The sequence below is a fragment of the Paenibacillus sp. OK060 genome (assembly GCF_900101205.1).
Classification (GTDB): Bacteria; Bacillota; Bacilli; order Paenibacillales; family Paenibacillaceae; genus Paenibacillus; species Paenibacillus marchantiae.
The window spans coordinates 751,520-767,370 of sequence record NZ_FNFR01000001.1; the positions used below are offsets into that span (position 1 = coordinate 751,520).

Below are 15,851 nucleotides of genomic sequence, written 5' to 3' on the forward strand. Positions count from 1 at the left end.
AATTTTTTTCACATGAAGTTGCAATACTGTTGTCGTTTATCCTCAAGGTCTTATTTGCTTGAGTCCGTATCCTTGGAGTCAGATTCGATGCCATCAGCATCCTCTGCACCATCACTTACTTCGTTCAACTCACGCATACGTTCTTCGTAATCATCCAGAAACCATAATGGGTCCATGTTATCTTCCTCGCCATTATAATTAATCAATACTTCTTCGCCGGCTTTGATATCTGTATAAGCATAGAAGTCAAAAGTGTGGTTTTCAAAGTTGATATCATAGGTGGCGTTAGGCTCGTAGGAATGGTTGATCAAACTGCCATAGCCCAGCAGGATAGCCGTATGATTGGCTCCGTATTCGAATACGTAATCTTCGAGAATTGTTTTCTCAACATGTTCGTGGTCTTCATTGGGATAAGGGACAACTGGAGCCTGATGGATCAGCTGGCCTTTTGGAATGTCTACGGTTGCAAATACGCCGCGGTTAAATTCGCCATTACCCAATTTGGATTGTTTCACTTCAATCATGATTTTCACCTGATGCTCTCCAAGAGAGCTCCATTCTTATAGTAGTAAGTCGTTTAAGGAAAAATTTTAACTCATCCATACCTATAAGGCAAATGTCATTGATATCAGTTTGAGTGGATCAGGGGTCAAAACGAAGGACATTTCATCGAAAAATGGTGCTAAATTTACAATAGGGCGTTGAGTTGTGCATGATATAACGCTTATAATATACAAAGAATTAAGTCTATATAGAAAAGGTGTCATGAATGAGCATATTAAATGTCGAAAAATTAAGTCACGGTTTTGGTGACCGTGCTATCTTTAACAACGTTTCTTTCCGCCTCCTGAAAGGCGAACATATTGGTCTGATCGGGGCCAATGGTGAGGGGAAATCTACCTTCATGAACATTATTACAGGTAAACTCCAGCCGGATGAAGGCAAAGTGGAGTGGTCCAAACGTATGCGTGTCGGATATTTGGATCAGCACGCTGTGCTCAGCAAGGGACAATCCATTCGTGATGTCCTTCGTGGAGCATTCCAGTATTTGTTTGACATGGAACAAGAAATGAATGATATGTATGGTAAGATGGGCGATGTAACTCCGGAGGAATTAGAACAGCTGCTGGAGGATGTAGGTACGATTCAGGATACGCTGACTAACCAGGATTTCTACATGATCGATGCCAAAGTCGACGAGACAGCACGCGGTCTGGGTCTAACCGATATCGGTCTGGATAAGGACGTTAACGACCTTAGTGGTGGACAACGTACGAAGGTATTGCTCGCCAAGCTGCTGCTTGAAAAACCGGATATTCTGCTCCTGGATGAGCCTACGAACTATCTGGATGAATTGCATATCGAATGGCTGAAACGCTATTTGCAGGAATATGAGAATGCTTTTATTCTGATCTCGCATGATATCCCGTTCCTGAACAGTGTAATTAACTTGATCTATCACATGGAAAATCAGGATCTCACCCGTTATGTGGGCGATTATAGTCATTTCCAGGAAGTCCATGAGATGAAAAAACAGCAACTGGAGTCGGCGTATAAGCGTCAACAACAGGAAATTGCTGATCTCAAGGATTTTGTGGCCCGTAATAAGGCAAGTGTGGCTACACGCAACATGGCGATGTCCAGACAGAAGAAATTGGACAAGATGGATGTCATCGAAATCGCCAAGGAAAAACCGAAACCACAGTTTAACTTCCGTGATGCAAGAACGTCCGGTAAGCTCATTTTCGAAACAAAAGGCCTTGTCATTGGATACAATGAGCCGTTGTCGAGACCACTGGACCTGCGTATGGAGCGTGGTCAGAAGATCGCTCTCGTTGGTGCGAATGGTATCGGTAAAACAACCCTGATGCGCAGCATTCTGGGTGAGATTCCAGCTTTGGAAGGAACCGTTCAGCGCGGTGAACATCTGGAGATTGGATATTTCCAACAAGAGATGAAGGATGCCAACTACAATACCTGTATTGAAGAGATCTGGCAGGAGTTCCCTTCCTATACCCAATTTGAAGTGCGTGCTGCACTCGCAAAATGCGGACTGACTACCAAGCATATTGAGAGCAAGGTTGCGGTACTGAGCGGTGGCGAGAAAGCCAAAGTTCGTCTCTGCAAACTGATCAATAACGAAACAAATCTGCTCGTACTCGATGAGCCGACGAACCATTTGGACGTTGATGCGAAGGAAGAGTTGAAACGCGCACTCAAAGCATACAAAGGCAGCATTTTGCTGATCTCTCACGAACCTGAATTCTATCGTGATGTGGTTACGGAGACATGGAATTGTGAGTCGTGGACAACGAAGGTATTTTAATTTTAGTGCCTGCACTAGAAGAAACATGAACAAGCATACAGAAGACAGCGCCAAGGTTAAATGGACGCTGTCTTTTTGCGTTGCATAGGTTACTTGTAATGTCTGCCGATTTGATAGGCTTGCTCCAGCAAGCCTTCAATATGCGTTTTGGAATCGGATATGGTTTCATAGAGAAACTCGACTCGGGATTCCTGCAATCCTGCGTAACCCGCGATCCCATTATTCAGATAATTCGAAATCATGTTGTAATAATCGTATTTATGGAATGAAGCTTCCGTTCCTCCAGCTAGTGCAATCCAGAGTGCCTTTTTGGAATTTGCTTTATTCAGCAGCCCCATGTTCCATACCTTGTCCAGATAAGCTTTGAGCATGGAAGGAACGTTGTACCACCATACCGGGAAAATAAAGACAATGGCATCAGCCGCGAGCACGCGATCCAGCTCTTTGCGAATCACAGGGGCATGTTGCTTATCGGGATTTTGCCAATCTCGCTCATCTTCTACGCTATATAACGGATCGAATCCATCATGATACAGATCAAGGATATCAATTTCATGGTGATTCCCCTTCAGACCTTCTATAAAACGATTCATCACGGCAAATGTTAGGGAGTCCTGTCTTGGGTGAGTAACGACCAGTTTGATTTTCATGTATGAGTAACCACCTTTTTCCTTCATTTTTTGGTTTAACGTTCTGACCAATGTTATTATAAGTTTCATGACATCTTATTGAGAAGTACGCACCTTCGAGTGCTGTAGATACCTTAAGGTTCTTCGGTTACTTATAATAATGGATATACATATATGTGATTTAAGGGGGATTCCCAGTGGAACAGGAACTGAAAAGATATGAGAGTGGTGTGCAGGCAATGCTGGAACTGGTCGGAGGGAAATGGAGGATTCTTATTCTGCATCAACTGATAACAGGTAAAAAACGAACAAGCGAACTTCGCAGAGCTATCCCTGGCATTACTCAGAAGGTCCTTACCCAGCAGCTGCGTGATCTTGAAAAGAATGAAATCATCCATCGAATTATTCATCCCCAGATTCCACCCAAAGTAGAGTATGAGCTGACCGAGTATGGCTTTACACTGCAGGCAATCATCGATCGCATCTGTATGTGGGGAGAGAATCATCTGGACAGAGTATATGGAGATAAAAACAAAGTGCTGGAGAATCATTTTAGCGAATATATTCCGCTTTCGACTTCGAACTAAACTTCTCCCAGATTAAAAAACAACAAAACCTTCCTGAATCGAGGAGGAGGGTATTTGTTGTTTTTTTGTCCTTTATCAGTGAAACTGATAAATACCATAAAATCATCGAAATTGACCCCTACCATTGGGTATGGTAGGTTCAAGAGAGTAGAAATTAATATGATCATTTTAGTAGGAATTAAAATTGACGTAATGCGCGAGGTGGCAAATGGTGGAACTTCAAGTGACAAACAGCCCTTTTAATCAGGAACAGGTTGAGCTGCTCAATCGCCTTATTCCTACATTGAACGATGGACAGAAAACGTGGCTTAGCGGATATCTGACAGCCATTCAGGGATTTGCGGCTGTAGCTGCACCTGCTGGTGTGGAACAACAGCCTGCATCTTCAGCAGGTATTACTCCTGAAAGTGCACCTGTTGTGGTGTCCAGGGAAGTTACGGTACTCTTTGGATCACAAACCGGGAACTCCAGCGGACTATCCAAGAAACTGGCGAAAAAGCTTGAAGAGCAGGGTCTTCAGGTGACCCTGTCGTCAATGGGAGATTTCAAACCGAACGGACTGAAAAAAGTAGAGAATCTTCTCATTATTGTCAGCACACATGGAGAAGGCGAACCGCCGGATAATGCGATTCCGTTGCATGAATTCCTACATAGCAAACGGGCTCCGAAGCTTGATGGATTGCGGTACTCCGTATTGGCTTTGGGAGATACTTCGTATGAGTACTTCTGTAAGACAGGAAAGGATTTTGACATTCGTTTGCAGGAGCTTGGCGGAACAGCGCTTGTACCACGTGTGGACTGTGATGTTGATTTTGATGAAGCGGCTGCAGAGTGGATGAATGTTGTGCTTGCTTCACTTAGCAGTACACCGGCTGCTGCGGGAGTGGTAACCAGTGAAGCGGTTGGAGCCGCAGTAAGTAGCGGTGAATCTGAGTTCAACCGGACGAATCCATACAAGGCGGAAGTGCTGGAAAATCTTAACCTGAACGGCAGAGGATCGGACCGTGAGACACGTCATATTGAATTGTCTCTGGAAGGTTCCAATCTGGACTACGAACCGGGTGACAGCCTGGGTGTGTTCCCTGAGAATCATCCACGCCTGGTCGATGAGCTGATTGCAGCCATGGAATGGAATGCAGATGAGCGCGTTACGGTTAATAAAAGTGGAGACCAGGTTTCTGTACGTGAAGCATTATTGCGTTACTTCGAAATTACTGCTGTCACAAGACCCGTTGTGGAGCAGCTGGCAAAGCTGAGCCCGGGTAGCGGGTTGCCCGCTCTGCTCGCAGATGATTCGGAATTCCGGAAAGCCATGAACAGTTGTGATTTGCTGGATCTGGTACAGGATTATGGGCTTAAAGGTATTCCGGCTGCATCGTGCGTAGCTGTGCTTCGTAAAATCCCAGCACGTTTATATTCGATCGCAAGCAGTTCGAAGTCTTTCCCGGATGAAGTTCATCTTACCGTTCGTACAGTACGTTATGAGTCACGGGGCAGAGAGCGCTATGGTGTGTGCTCTGTTCATCTGGCTGAACGAGTCGAATTAGGTGATACATTGCCTGTATTCATTCAACAAAATCCAAACTTCAAACTGCCGGATAACCCGGATGCTCCAATCATCATGATTGGACCAGGTACAGGTGTAGCTCCGTTCAGATCTTTCCTTGGAGAGCGTGAAGAGACGGGTGCAGAAGGCAAGACGTGGCTGTTCTACGGCGATCAGCATTTCTCCACCGATTTCCTCTATCAGACCGAATGGCAGCGCTGGCTCAAGGACGGCGTTCTTACGAAGATGGATGTTGCTTTTTCCCGTGATGCAGAAGAGAAAGTATATGTGCAGCATCGGATGCTGGAACATAGCAAAGAGCTGTATCAATGGTTACAGGAAGGTGCAGTTATATATATCTGTGGTGACGAGAAACGAATGGCACATGATGTTCATGCTGCACTCGCGACCATTCTTGAACAAGAGGGTGGCCTAACACCTGATCAGGCAGTGGAATATTTGACACGTTTGCAGCAGGAAAAACGTTATCAGCGGGATGTGTATTAATTACAGATTATATGCCGGATAAGGCATCCCGGAGATACGAGAGGAGATAGCAGCATGACTTATAATAACTTACTTAACCCGCAGCGCACGAACAGTGATGTGGAAGATATAAAGATCAAAAGTGACTACTTGCGTGGAAGTCTGACTGAAACGCTGGCGGATCGGATCAGTGGTGCGATTCCTGAGGACGATAACCGTCTGATGAAACATCACGGCAGTTATATGCAAGACGACCGTGACCTGCGTAATGAGCGGAATAAATCCAAGCTGGAGCCTGCCTATCAATTCATGTTGCGTGTGCGTGCTTCCGGAGGAATTGTTACACCCGAACAGTGGTTGATGATGGATCGTGTAGCGCATAAATATGCGAATGAGACCATTCGTCTGACGACGCGCCAATCATTTCAACTGCATGGTGTGCTCAAATGGGACCTCAAAAATACCATTCGTGAAGTAAACGATTCGTTGCTCAGTACCCTAGCTGCATGTGGCGACGTGAACCGGAACGTCATGTGTAATCCGAATCCAGACCAATCGGACATTCATGCTGAAGTATATGAATGGGCATGCCAGGTGAGTAATCACCTGGATCCACGGACTCGTGCGTATCATGAGTTGTGGCTGGATGGAGAGAAAATTATCGATTCACAAGACACAGATGAAGAGGTAGAACCGATTTATGGCAAAGTGTATTTGCCGCGTAAGTTCAAAATTGGGATTGCTGTTCCACCATCCAATGATGTAGATGTGTTTTCGCAGGATCTCGGATTTATCGCTATTGTAGAGAACGGCAAGCTGCAAGGCTTTAACGTTTCTGTCGGCGGTGGTATGGGCATGTCTCATGGTGATCCGAAGACTTATCCGCAGGTGTCCAAAGTCATTGGTTTCTGTACACCAGAGCAAATGATTGATGTTGCGGAGAAGACGGTTATGATTCAACGTGATTATGGGGATCGTGCAGTACGTAAACATGCCCGTTTCAAATATACAATCGATGACCGCGGCCTCGCCTGGTTTGTGGAAGAACTGACGAGTCGTCTCGGCTGGAAGCTGGATGCGGCGCGCGAGTTCCATTTTGAACATAATGGAGATCGTTACGGTTGGGTGAAAGGCAGCAACGGCAGATGGCACTACACCTTGTTCATTCAAAATGGACGTGTGAAGGATGTGGACGGTTATCCGCTCATGACAGGTCTGCGTGAAATTGCCAAAATCCATACTGGAGATTTCCGTCTCACAGCCAATCAGAATCTCATGATCGGGAACATCAGCAGCCAGAAGAAGAAAAAGATTGAGGCACTGATTGAGCAATACAATCTGACCGATGGTGCTCATTACTCGGCGCTTCGCAGAAATTCTATGGCTTGCGTGGCGCTTCCGACTTGTGGTCTTGCCATGGCGGAATCCGAACGGTATCTTCCATCACTGATCGACAAGCTGGAGCCTGTACTGGACGAAGCGGGGCTGAGAGACGAAGAGATTGTCATTCGTATGACGGGTTGTCCGAACGGCTGCGCGAGACCGATGCTGGCCGAGATCTCGTTTATCGGCAAAGCTCCGGGAAAATACAATATGTATCTGGGTGGAAGTTTTACCGGGCATCGTTTGAACAAATTGTACAAAGAAAATATTGGCGAAACCGAAATTTTGGATACATTGACTCCAATGGTGAATCAATATGCCAAAGAGCGCAATGATGGTGAGCATTTTGGAGATTTCGTCATTCGTGCCGGTTATGTGCCTGAAGTGCTGGACGGTCAACAGTTTCATGCCTAATTAGATGAATTCGTGAAGAGAAGCATTCCCTAGGGAATTGCTTCTTTGGCGTTTTTGGATCGTTTCTCTTTGGGATTTGGAACGTGGTAAGGTGAAATCAACTTGTCTTTTACCATTTTTTCGTGAGTCTAAACTTGTTGAAGTACGCCCAACAAGATATAATGACAAAGTAGAAAGCAGATTATATGTTGAAAGTGAGCGGAAACGATATGGGTCGTAAGTGGAATAATATTAAAGAAAAAAAAGCTTCAAAAGATGCAAATACTAGCCGGGTCTATGCTAAATTCGGCGTTGAGATTTATGTAGCTGCCAAGAAGGGCGAACCGGACCCGGAAGCGAACCGCGCACTGAAAGTCGTGCTGGAACGTGCCAAAACGTATAACGTACCCAAAGCAATTATTGACCGTGCCATGGAAAAGGCAAAAGGCAGCGGGGACGAAAATTATGAAGAACTGCGTTATGAAGGATTCGGGCCCAATGGTGCCATGGTTATCGTGGATGCCCTCACCAATAATGTGAACCGTACTGCACCGGAAGTGCGCTCGGCATTTAACAAAAACGCGGGCAATATGGGTGTGAGTGGTTCAGTTGCTTATATGTTTGATCCTACAGCGGTAATCGGGGTAGAAGGCAAAAACTCCGAGGAAGTACTGGAACTTCTGCTTGAAGCAGATGTGGATGTACGTGATATCGTGGACGAAGACGATGCTGTGATCGTATATGCAGAACCGGATCAATTCCACGCTGTACAGGAAGCATTTAAAGCTGCCGGTGTTACTGAGTTCACAGTAGCCGAGCTGACGATGCTTGCGCAAAACCATATTGAACTTCCAGAGGATGCACAAGCTCAGTTCGAGAAACTGATTGATGCGCTTGAAGACCTTGAAGATGTTCAGCAAGTGTATCACAACGTAGAGTTCGTTTAAGCGAACTAAACGATACGTGGTTTGATTGCCAAAAAGAGTGTCTAGCCAATCAACGGATTGGACAGACACTCTTTTTATTGTTCTCCTATGAATCGGATTGCAATGCACCAGGAGATTTTTTCGATTTTGCCGATTTGCTACCGCCAAACTTGAATAACACAATACCGCCCACGATGACAAGAACACCAAGAAGCTGGTTCCACGAGAATGGAATCTGCTCCAGTCCAAGCCATCCCATGGAATCAAACAGCAAGGCGAAACTTAACTGGGATGTAAGTACGATAGAGATCGCAAAGGTGGGACCGAGCAGCTTCATGCCCTGAACGAGACAGAAGACCACCCCAACACCGATAGCTCCGCTAAGCCAATACCAGGGCTGCATATGTTGGAAGCTGAACGTATTTTTGCCCTCCACCACTAGAGAAATCAGAAACGATGCAATAAACCCGGTGAAAAGCACCATCGTTGTCGTGGACCACGAGCCGGTACGTTCATTTACCTTACTATTAAAGATGGTCTGCAGACTGACAAGAGAACCTGCCAGTAACGCTAGTAAAATACCTGTAATGATCATAGGATAGAGATCTCCTTATTCATAGATGTTGTGACCCGCCACTTCTGCCAGACCTGCCCGATCTTTGACCATAATAAAGCCCTGATTCCGCATGATTAATCCATCTGCACACAGCTTCTGAATCACCCGATTCAAATGCCGATAACTCGTACCGATCAGATTCGCGATATCTGTCAAATTAAAGGCGTCCAGTTCTTCGTGGACAACAGTCCCCGCTTCTTCGGTAGAGATGGAGAGCAGATAGCTGGCTAATCGAACCTCGACCGGATACATCAGGTTGAAGTTGGAGAAGTTCGAATCAATGTAAAACTTGTGGGAAATAATTTTGAGTAAAAATTTCAACAGGGGTGCGTAATCGCTAGCGAGTTCAACTAACCATTGATAATGAATGCGTAGCATCACGACAGGTGAGACCGCTTGTACGGTGTTCACGATGTTACTCTCCCGAACGTACTCAATATCACCAACCACTTCAAGCGGTGTTTTAAAACAAAGAACGAGTGTTTTATCCTGTGGTGAGGTCGTGAAGATTTTGACTTTCCCCTCGACCAGCACATATAAATATTCGGATGTTTCGCCTTCACGGCAGATTAATTCACACTTCTCGAAGTGGCATAACGTCATATGCGGACGCAGGGGCTGGTGAAATACCGATTCGAGTTGATATTGTTTTAAATAGTGCAATAATTGATGCTCATTCTGAAACTCTTCCATAACGTCTTTCACCCCCGACTATATACTCGACCAGCTACAGCTTCATAATAATGACGCCCGTAACCATTAATGCTATACCCAGAAATTGCGGTAGTTTCATTTTCTGCTTCACAACACCAAACCATCCGTTACTGTCGACCAGAAAGGTCAGGAAAAGCTGTGCAATCAACAGGGCGGAGATCGTAAAAGTTACCCCAATTTGCTGGATTGCTGTGACTTCACTGAAAATAATCACTGCACCAAACGCGCCTCCCGCCAGGTACATGGGCTTCACTTGCTTCAATCCTTGCAGGTTGATGTCCCGCACGAATACAAGGATCAGAGCCGCCAGAATGAACCCGGTGAGTTGGGTAATGGTTGCGGCTTGCCAGGTGCCCATGTCCGTACTGATTCGGGTATTGGCAACCCCTTGCAGGGTAATGCATGCACCGCCTAATAGTGCAAAAATAATTCCTCTCATGGTTGTACTCTCCTTGTCGCGTCATTACTTCTTCGATTTCTATTAAATGATATATCCACTCGAAAAGCCAAGGACAAATGTCCTCAGCTCAGAAGTTATAGCATTTAGAGTACATTAAACCCTCTACAAAATCCAGACAGGACTCAGGATGGCTCGTCATTCTGAAGATCACAATACTTGAAACACCGGTTGCTCACCAATAAAATGAACAGGCAATTCCGCGAAAGCTGTAGCTAACCTTTCAGACAAAAGCTTCATCCCGGAAGCCTCACTCTCGGCATGGCCGATCATAAGAAGAGCCTTTTGTTTTCCTTGCTGCACAGCATCTCGTATGTACTCCGGTGTCTCCCATTCGAATCCTTCACCTGCGATAATCAGATCCAGCTCTTCCTGTTGAAGCAGGGGAATGGTCAGATTGCCGTTGCCTCGAAAACCTACAAGCACTGCTGCTTGTCTGCATACCAACCTTGGATCACCAGCCAGGCGTATATATTCGATTCCAAGCGAACGTTTAATATGTTCTGCAATAAGCTGAACTGTCATTCCTTCCGGAAAGGATAGAATGTCAGCTTCCGGTTTATGCTGTACCACATAAGGGGACCATCCTAATGCCTGAACCAATCCTTCCGTAATGCCATCCGGTTGAAAGCGGTGAATTGCATCATGGCAACGATAGATCGCAATTCCACCGTTGTCGATTAGCGTTCTTTTGGTTTCATAGACCGGATCATCAGCCAGCCAATCGGTATGGCTATGATGGTTATAGAAGGGAGGTTCATGCGCGATAATTAGATTAGCTCCACGCTTTATGGCGTGCTCAATCACATGTTGTGTAGGCATAAAAGTTACAAAAACGCCTGTGACCGTTTGGTGGGGTGAACCCGTAATCAGTTGATCCACGGTGTGTTCAGGTAACTCAACATTTTCCGTGAGATGTTGTATAATGTCTTGAATCGTTATGTTCATAAGTATAATTCCTCCAGTGACAGGATATAGGATTAGTTTACCATTTTGAAGCAAGAACGGCACTTTAGCTTAGACTTGCTAGATGGGGGAAAAGAGGTTATACTAACCAAAAGAAACGGAATGAACGTTCATTCCTGAAATAAGGAGGGATAGATTCATGGCTAAAGGCAGCAAAAAAGATGATATTTATGCAGCTGCTTTAACGCTTTTTGCCCAAAGGGGGTTCGATGCAACAACCATGCCGATGATTGCGGATTCGGCTCAGGTAGGAGCGGGAACTATATATCGATATTTTACGAACAAAGAAGTATTGTTGAATGAACTCTTTCAGAAAAGTATCAGGGAGTTCCTTGATGCCTTGAGGCAAGGCTTTCCGGATAAACCCATTTCCGTACGTGAGCAGTTTCATCATATATTCCGTGGATTGTTTAAGTTCGCTGAGTCCAACCCGAATCGGCTAAAGTTTATTAACTCTACTGGTAATGCACTGCATTTTCACGATGAAAGCAAGGAAAGCGTCAATGAATTTATGGGGTTTCTGAATGAATGCATCCATAAGGGGCAGCAGCAGGGAGCTATTCTTATGTTGCCGACAGAAGCGTTAATGAACATTGTCTACGGTTCTTCTATGCATTTGTTTGAACACTTTAACAAAGGTCTTTTGGAAGCAACGCCGGAGTTAATGAACCAGCTTGAGGAGTGCCTGTGGAATGCCATTAGAGTCCATTGATTCTATTGGCCTTTTTTACAACATAAACGGAATGAACGTTCATTCCTATACTAGACATAAGGTGTGTGAGGATAAAGTATGAGTAAACTTAGAAACCCCAGAACGCTTTCCTTGATTTTATGGATACTTATTACCGTAGTTTCTGTAATGACGATGCCTGATTTTGGTCAGCTGGTCAAAGAAAAAGGAGAAATTTCAATTCCTGAAACGGCTCAGAGCCAAATTGCAACTACGATGATGAAAGACATGGATAAGGATAGTGGGAATACCTATTCAATCATCGCTGTATTTAACAGTGGAGAAGGTGCACAGGCATTAACCAAGCAGCAGAAGACGGAAATCGAATCTGTTTTGTCCAACCTGAAAAATCAGGAAAAACAACTGAATATAGAGACGCTCACAACCCATCTGGATGGTGAAGAGCAAGCTGATCGACTTATATCCGAGGACGAAACCACGATTTTAACCCAAATCACAGTCACTAAGGATGAGGATATTCCCCTTTCGGAAGTGGTGAGTCAGTTAAATGAGGCGACAGCCATCTCAGATGTGAATACATATCTGACAGGAGCAGATCTGATTGGTGATGACTTTGGCAAATCGATTGAGGATGGGGTACAGAAAACAGAAATTATCGCGGTTATTTTTATCCTCGTTATTTTGATTATTATTTTCAGATCACCGATCATTCCCGTTATCTCACTGCTTACGGTGGGTATATCATATGTTGTTTCATTAGCGATTGTGGGTCATCTTGTAGACATGTTTAACTTTCCGTTCTCTAACTTTACCCAAGTGTTTATGGTTGTGATTTTGTTTGGGATCGGTACGGATTACAATATTTTGTTATACACCAGATTTAAGGAAGAGTTAAGCAGACAGGGCGGGGATGTACTTCTCGCAACCAAAACGACGTTTAGAACGGCAGGACGTACTGTGTTATATAGTGGTATTGCTGTATTCATCGGATTCCTTGCTCTGATGCTCGCCAAGTTTCAGTTGTACCAGGCAACCTCTTCAGTGGCATTTGCAGTAGCGGTTCTCATTGTCGTCCTCAATACGTTGAATCCATTCTTCATGGTTGTATTAGGCAAAAAGATGTTCTGGCCATCGAGGAAATTTGAAGGTCACGCAGATAGCCGCTTATGGGGATTCTTGTCTCGGAACGCGGCAAGTAGACCTGTTCTTGCAATCATTTTTGTTGCCGTAATCAGCATTCCGTTTTTGTTCAGCTACAGTAACCGGCTTAGTTATAATGATCTGTTTGAGGTCAATAACAATTATACATCCAAACAGGGAATTAATCTGATCATGGATCATTACCCACCAGGTTTCTCTGCCCCAACCACACTGGTTGTACAATCCAAGCAGTCGATGGATAACCAAACGTTTTTAAAAGCACTGGATGATCTGACGGATAAAGTATTCAAAATGGATGGTGTGTCCGTAGTTTATAGCGTTACCCGACCAACCGGAACAAAAATTAAGGAATTGTATATCAATGATCAGGCGGATGAGCTTAATCAAGGTATTGGGAAAGCGAACAATGGATTAGGCACCATCAACGAAGGATTATCTTCTGCTGCAGGCCAATTGCAATCTTCCAATGATCTGAGTGATGTGCAGCAGCTGATTGATGGTACAAGCCAGTTGCAAGAAGGAGTGGCAGCTCTGGGGAAAGCCATGAATCAGGTGACAGTCGGGTTGAACGATGGGAGGAAAGGCGCAGATACATTGAAAAATGGCCTGGCTACCCTCAGAGAAAAAGTAGATATACTATCTAAAGGTACAACTGAGTTGCATCAAGGATATGCTGATCTTGAACAGGGACTAGGTTCGTTCAGAGATACTTTTAATAGTATGAAAACAGCAATTCAGGGTGCACTAGATGCCTACGCTCAAATCGAAAGTAGTATGACAAGACTCATTACGAATCATCCTGAGTTACAGCAGGAAGAAGATACGGTACAAATCATCGGCATTACCCAGGCGGCTCAAAGTGATCTGAACAAGTTATACACACAGATGGACCCGCTGATGGTGCAGTACAATGGTGCTCTGGGTTCATTCAAGGAAGCGAACAAAGCCCTGGCTCAGGTTAACCAAGGTTTAACTCGGGTGACTTCGGGTGTGGGTCAACTTGAAGGTGGAGCCGGAGAGTTATCTGCAGGTCTGGTTAATGGTGCAAGTGGCAGCAAGCAGATCGCTGGGAAAACGTCTGAAGTTGGAAAAGGACTAGTACAAATTAATCAAGGACAAAATCAGTTATTGACCGGTCTGAACGATTTGCAAGCGAAGATGGGTGAATTGAAATCGGGACTCACCGCAAGTACAGAAGGGCTTACAGATGTTTCCAAAGGTCTTGGGGATGCAGAGGAGTATTTGGGCAGTCTGGGACAGTCCGATGCAGCCAAAAGTTTCTATATTCCTGAAGAGGTATTAACAGGAGAGGAGTTCCAAGCATCGTTAGATACTTATATGTCTGATGACCGGAAGACTGCGGAAATATCCATCATTTTAACAGACAATCCTTACTCTAAAGAGGCGATGGATGTTGTCCAAAATCTGAGCAACCAACTGAACACAGCCCTTGTTGGTACGGATTTGAGCGAAGCCAAAGTGGCGCTTGGTGGGGTGCCTTCACAAAATCTTGATCTACAAAAATTAGCTGGAGGTGACCTGAGCAGAACTTCCATGATTATGTTGATTGGGATTGGGCTCATTCTTCTGGTAATCATTCGTTCATTCTGGCAGTCCGTAATCATTGTTGGCTCGTTGTTCCTGACGTATTACGTTGCGCTTGGTCTGAATGAATTGTTAGTAGTGGGGCCGCTTAACGTGGATTATCTGAGTTGGAACGTTCCTTTCTTCAGTCTGATTATGATCGTTACACTTGGCGTGGACTACAGCATTTTCCTCATGATGAGATATCGCGAGATTGAAGGTGATCCGGTTCATAAAATCACGGAGGCTTCCCGCAATATCGGAGGAGTCGTCATCTCTGCCGCTGTTATTTTGGGAGGTACCTTTGCTGCCCTGATTCCTTCCGGTGTAGTTACATTGATTGAAGTTGCTATATCTGTCATCATTGGATTGGTATTACTCAGTTTTGTGATGCTCCCAATCTTGTTACCCGCTTTGATCAGTCTATTGCATAAGTTAGCGAAGTGGGGATCTAAATCAGATGAAAATAAATAATTAATATTAATCTATGCTTAGCTAACGACTCCTGATCAATATATGTCAGGGGTCGTCTTTACTATTTCCTATAAAATAGAATTAAAGAGTTCAAGCTGGTTAGTATAATCGAACAAACGTAATAAAGATGTAACGATGCTGGATTCATATAGTTTTCTCGTACAAGAAAAAGTATACTTACATAGAGTCTTTATCTAGATGAAATGGAGTATCCATTCTAACCTACACTGAACATTCAGTTAAGTATAAGTCTTAATTCTGATGAAGAGATCCGACTTAGAAGGGCGATGATTACATGACAGCCAGTACCATTATGGAACGTCTGAAGAGTGAGACAGCTCATTATCACAGACAAGTGGAACAGAACGAGTATGCCAAGGCTATTATGAATCAAACCGTTAGCTTGGGAGAGTATAAGAAATATCTGGAGAAATTTTACGGGTTCCTGAAACCATTGGAAGAACAAGCTGTACAGCAGCCTTTCTGGGAAAGCACGGGACTGGATATCGGGATTAGAGGAAAAGCAAATTTGCTTGAAAATGACCTGCGGAATCTGGGCGCCAGTGAAGAGGAAATCAGACAGGTTCCTTTATGTAAGGATCTTCCTGATATATCGACACCAGCAAGGTTGTTCGGTTATTTATATGTCATTGAAGGATCTACGAACGGAGGTCAGATCATGACCAAACGTTTGTCGCAGTTCCTGCCGATTGAAGCAGATCGGGGGTTGGAATATTTTAATGCCTACGGTACGGAAACCAGAACGAGATGGGCAGAGTTCACGGAACTACTGCGTCAATCCATCACGGGGGAAGAAGATCACGACATCATGGTGCACACGGCTTCGGAAACATTCCGATTACTTGATCAATGGATCAATACAAATACGGATAATCTGTAAGTTGAAAATAG

Annotated in this window: 14 protein-coding genes; 8 read left to right on the top strand and 6 right to left on the bottom strand. The window is 44.6% G+C overall.

Annotation, left to right across the window (positions count from 1 at the left end):
• Positions 1–50: 50 nt before the first annotated feature.
• On the bottom strand, positions 51–524 hold the full coding sequence (locus tag BLS14_RS03465; protein WP_063563624.1) for an SET domain-containing protein: 474 nt from the start codon (positions 522–524) through the stop codon (positions 51–53).
• A gap of 245 nt (positions 525–769) precedes the next feature.
• On the opposite strand from BLS14_RS03465, the gene BLS14_RS03470 reads away from it, so the two are divergent.
• Entirely contained in the window at positions 770–2,326 is a 1,557-nt protein-coding gene (locus BLS14_RS03470) for an ABC-F family ATP-binding cassette domain-containing protein (RefSeq protein ID WP_063563476.1), read from the top strand.
• An 89-nt stretch (positions 2,327–2,415) separates the two neighbouring features.
• Here BLS14_RS03470 and BLS14_RS03475 read toward each other — a convergent pair whose 3' ends face one another.
• A complete protein-coding gene (locus BLS14_RS03475) occupies positions 2,416–2,976 on the bottom strand; it encodes an NAD(P)H oxidoreductase (RefSeq protein ID WP_090949543.1) in 561 nt (186 codons plus the stop codon).
• Between the two features lie 176 nt (positions 2,977–3,152).
• Here BLS14_RS03475 and BLS14_RS03480 point away from each other — a divergent pair, with 176 nt between their 5' ends.
• The 4 genes from BLS14_RS03480 (at position 3,153) to BLS14_RS03500 (ending at position 8,297) form a co-directional block, all read left to right on the top strand.
• Entirely contained in the window at positions 3,153–3,542 is a 390-nt protein-coding gene (locus tag BLS14_RS03480; protein WP_090949545.1) for a winged helix-turn-helix transcriptional regulator, read from the top strand.
• A gap of 211 nt (positions 3,543–3,753) precedes the next feature.
• Positions 3,754–5,595: an assimilatory sulfite reductase (NADPH) flavoprotein subunit gene (locus BLS14_RS03490; RefSeq protein ID WP_090949547.1), complete on the top strand. Its 1,842-nt coding sequence runs from the start codon at positions 3,754–3,756 to the stop codon at positions 5,593–5,595.
• 54 nt (positions 5,596–5,649) lie between these two features.
• Positions 5,650–7,371 carry an assimilatory sulfite reductase (NADPH) hemoprotein subunit gene (cysI, locus tag BLS14_RS03495; protein ID WP_090949550.1) on the top strand — a complete coding sequence of 574 codons (1,722 nt, stop codon included), beginning with the start codon at positions 5,650–5,652 and terminating at the stop codon, positions 7,369–7,371.
• Between the two features lie 209 nt (positions 7,372–7,580).
• Positions 7,581–8,297 carry a YebC/PmpR family DNA-binding transcriptional regulator gene (locus BLS14_RS03500; protein ID WP_064640900.1) on the top strand — a complete coding sequence of 239 codons (717 nt, stop codon included), beginning with the start codon at positions 7,581–7,583 and terminating at the stop codon, positions 8,295–8,297.
• A gap of 85 nt (positions 8,298–8,382) precedes the next feature.
• On the opposite strand, the gene BLS14_RS03505 is transcribed toward BLS14_RS03500, so the two are convergent.
• From BLS14_RS03505 to BLS14_RS03520, 4 genes are all read right to left on the bottom strand, one after another.
• Entirely contained in the window at positions 8,383–8,868 is a 486-nt protein-coding gene (locus tag BLS14_RS03505) for a DMT family transporter (protein WP_063563626.1), read from the bottom strand.
• 18 nt (positions 8,869–8,886) lie between these two features.
• A complete protein-coding gene (locus BLS14_RS03510) occupies positions 8,887–9,585 on the bottom strand; it encodes a Crp/Fnr family transcriptional regulator (RefSeq protein WP_090805885.1) in 699 nt (232 codons plus the stop codon).
• A gap of 34 nt (positions 9,586–9,619) precedes the next feature.
• The gene (locus tag BLS14_RS03515; RefSeq protein ID WP_024633836.1) at positions 9,620–10,045 is read right to left on the bottom strand and encodes a DMT family transporter; all 426 of its coding nucleotides are present in this window, start codon (positions 10,043–10,045) and stop codon (positions 9,620–9,622) included.
• A gap of 168 nt (positions 10,046–10,213) precedes the next feature.
• A complete protein-coding gene (locus BLS14_RS03520) occupies positions 10,214–11,011 on the bottom strand; it encodes a Nif3-like dinuclear metal center hexameric protein (protein ID WP_090949552.1) in 798 nt (265 codons plus the stop codon).
• 157 nt (positions 11,012–11,168) lie between these two features.
• Here BLS14_RS03520 and BLS14_RS03525 point away from each other — a divergent pair, with 157 nt between their 5' ends.
• From BLS14_RS03525 to BLS14_RS03535, 3 genes are all read left to right on the top strand, one after another.
• Entirely contained in the window at positions 11,169–11,741 is a 573-nt protein-coding gene (locus tag BLS14_RS03525) for a TetR/AcrR family transcriptional regulator (RefSeq protein WP_090949555.1), read from the top strand.
• A gap of 78 nt (positions 11,742–11,819) precedes the next feature.
• Positions 11,820–14,939 (top strand): MMPL family transporter, encoded by a 3,120-nt coding sequence (locus BLS14_RS03530; protein WP_090949557.1) that lies wholly within the window; start codon positions 11,820–11,822, stop codon positions 14,937–14,939.
• 295 nt (positions 14,940–15,234) lie between these two features.
• Complete coding sequence (locus tag BLS14_RS03535) at positions 15,235–15,840, top strand: biliverdin-producing heme oxygenase (RefSeq protein WP_063563486.1); 606 nt, start codon at positions 15,235–15,237, stop codon at positions 15,838–15,840.
• Positions 15,841–15,851: the final 11 nt, after the last annotated feature.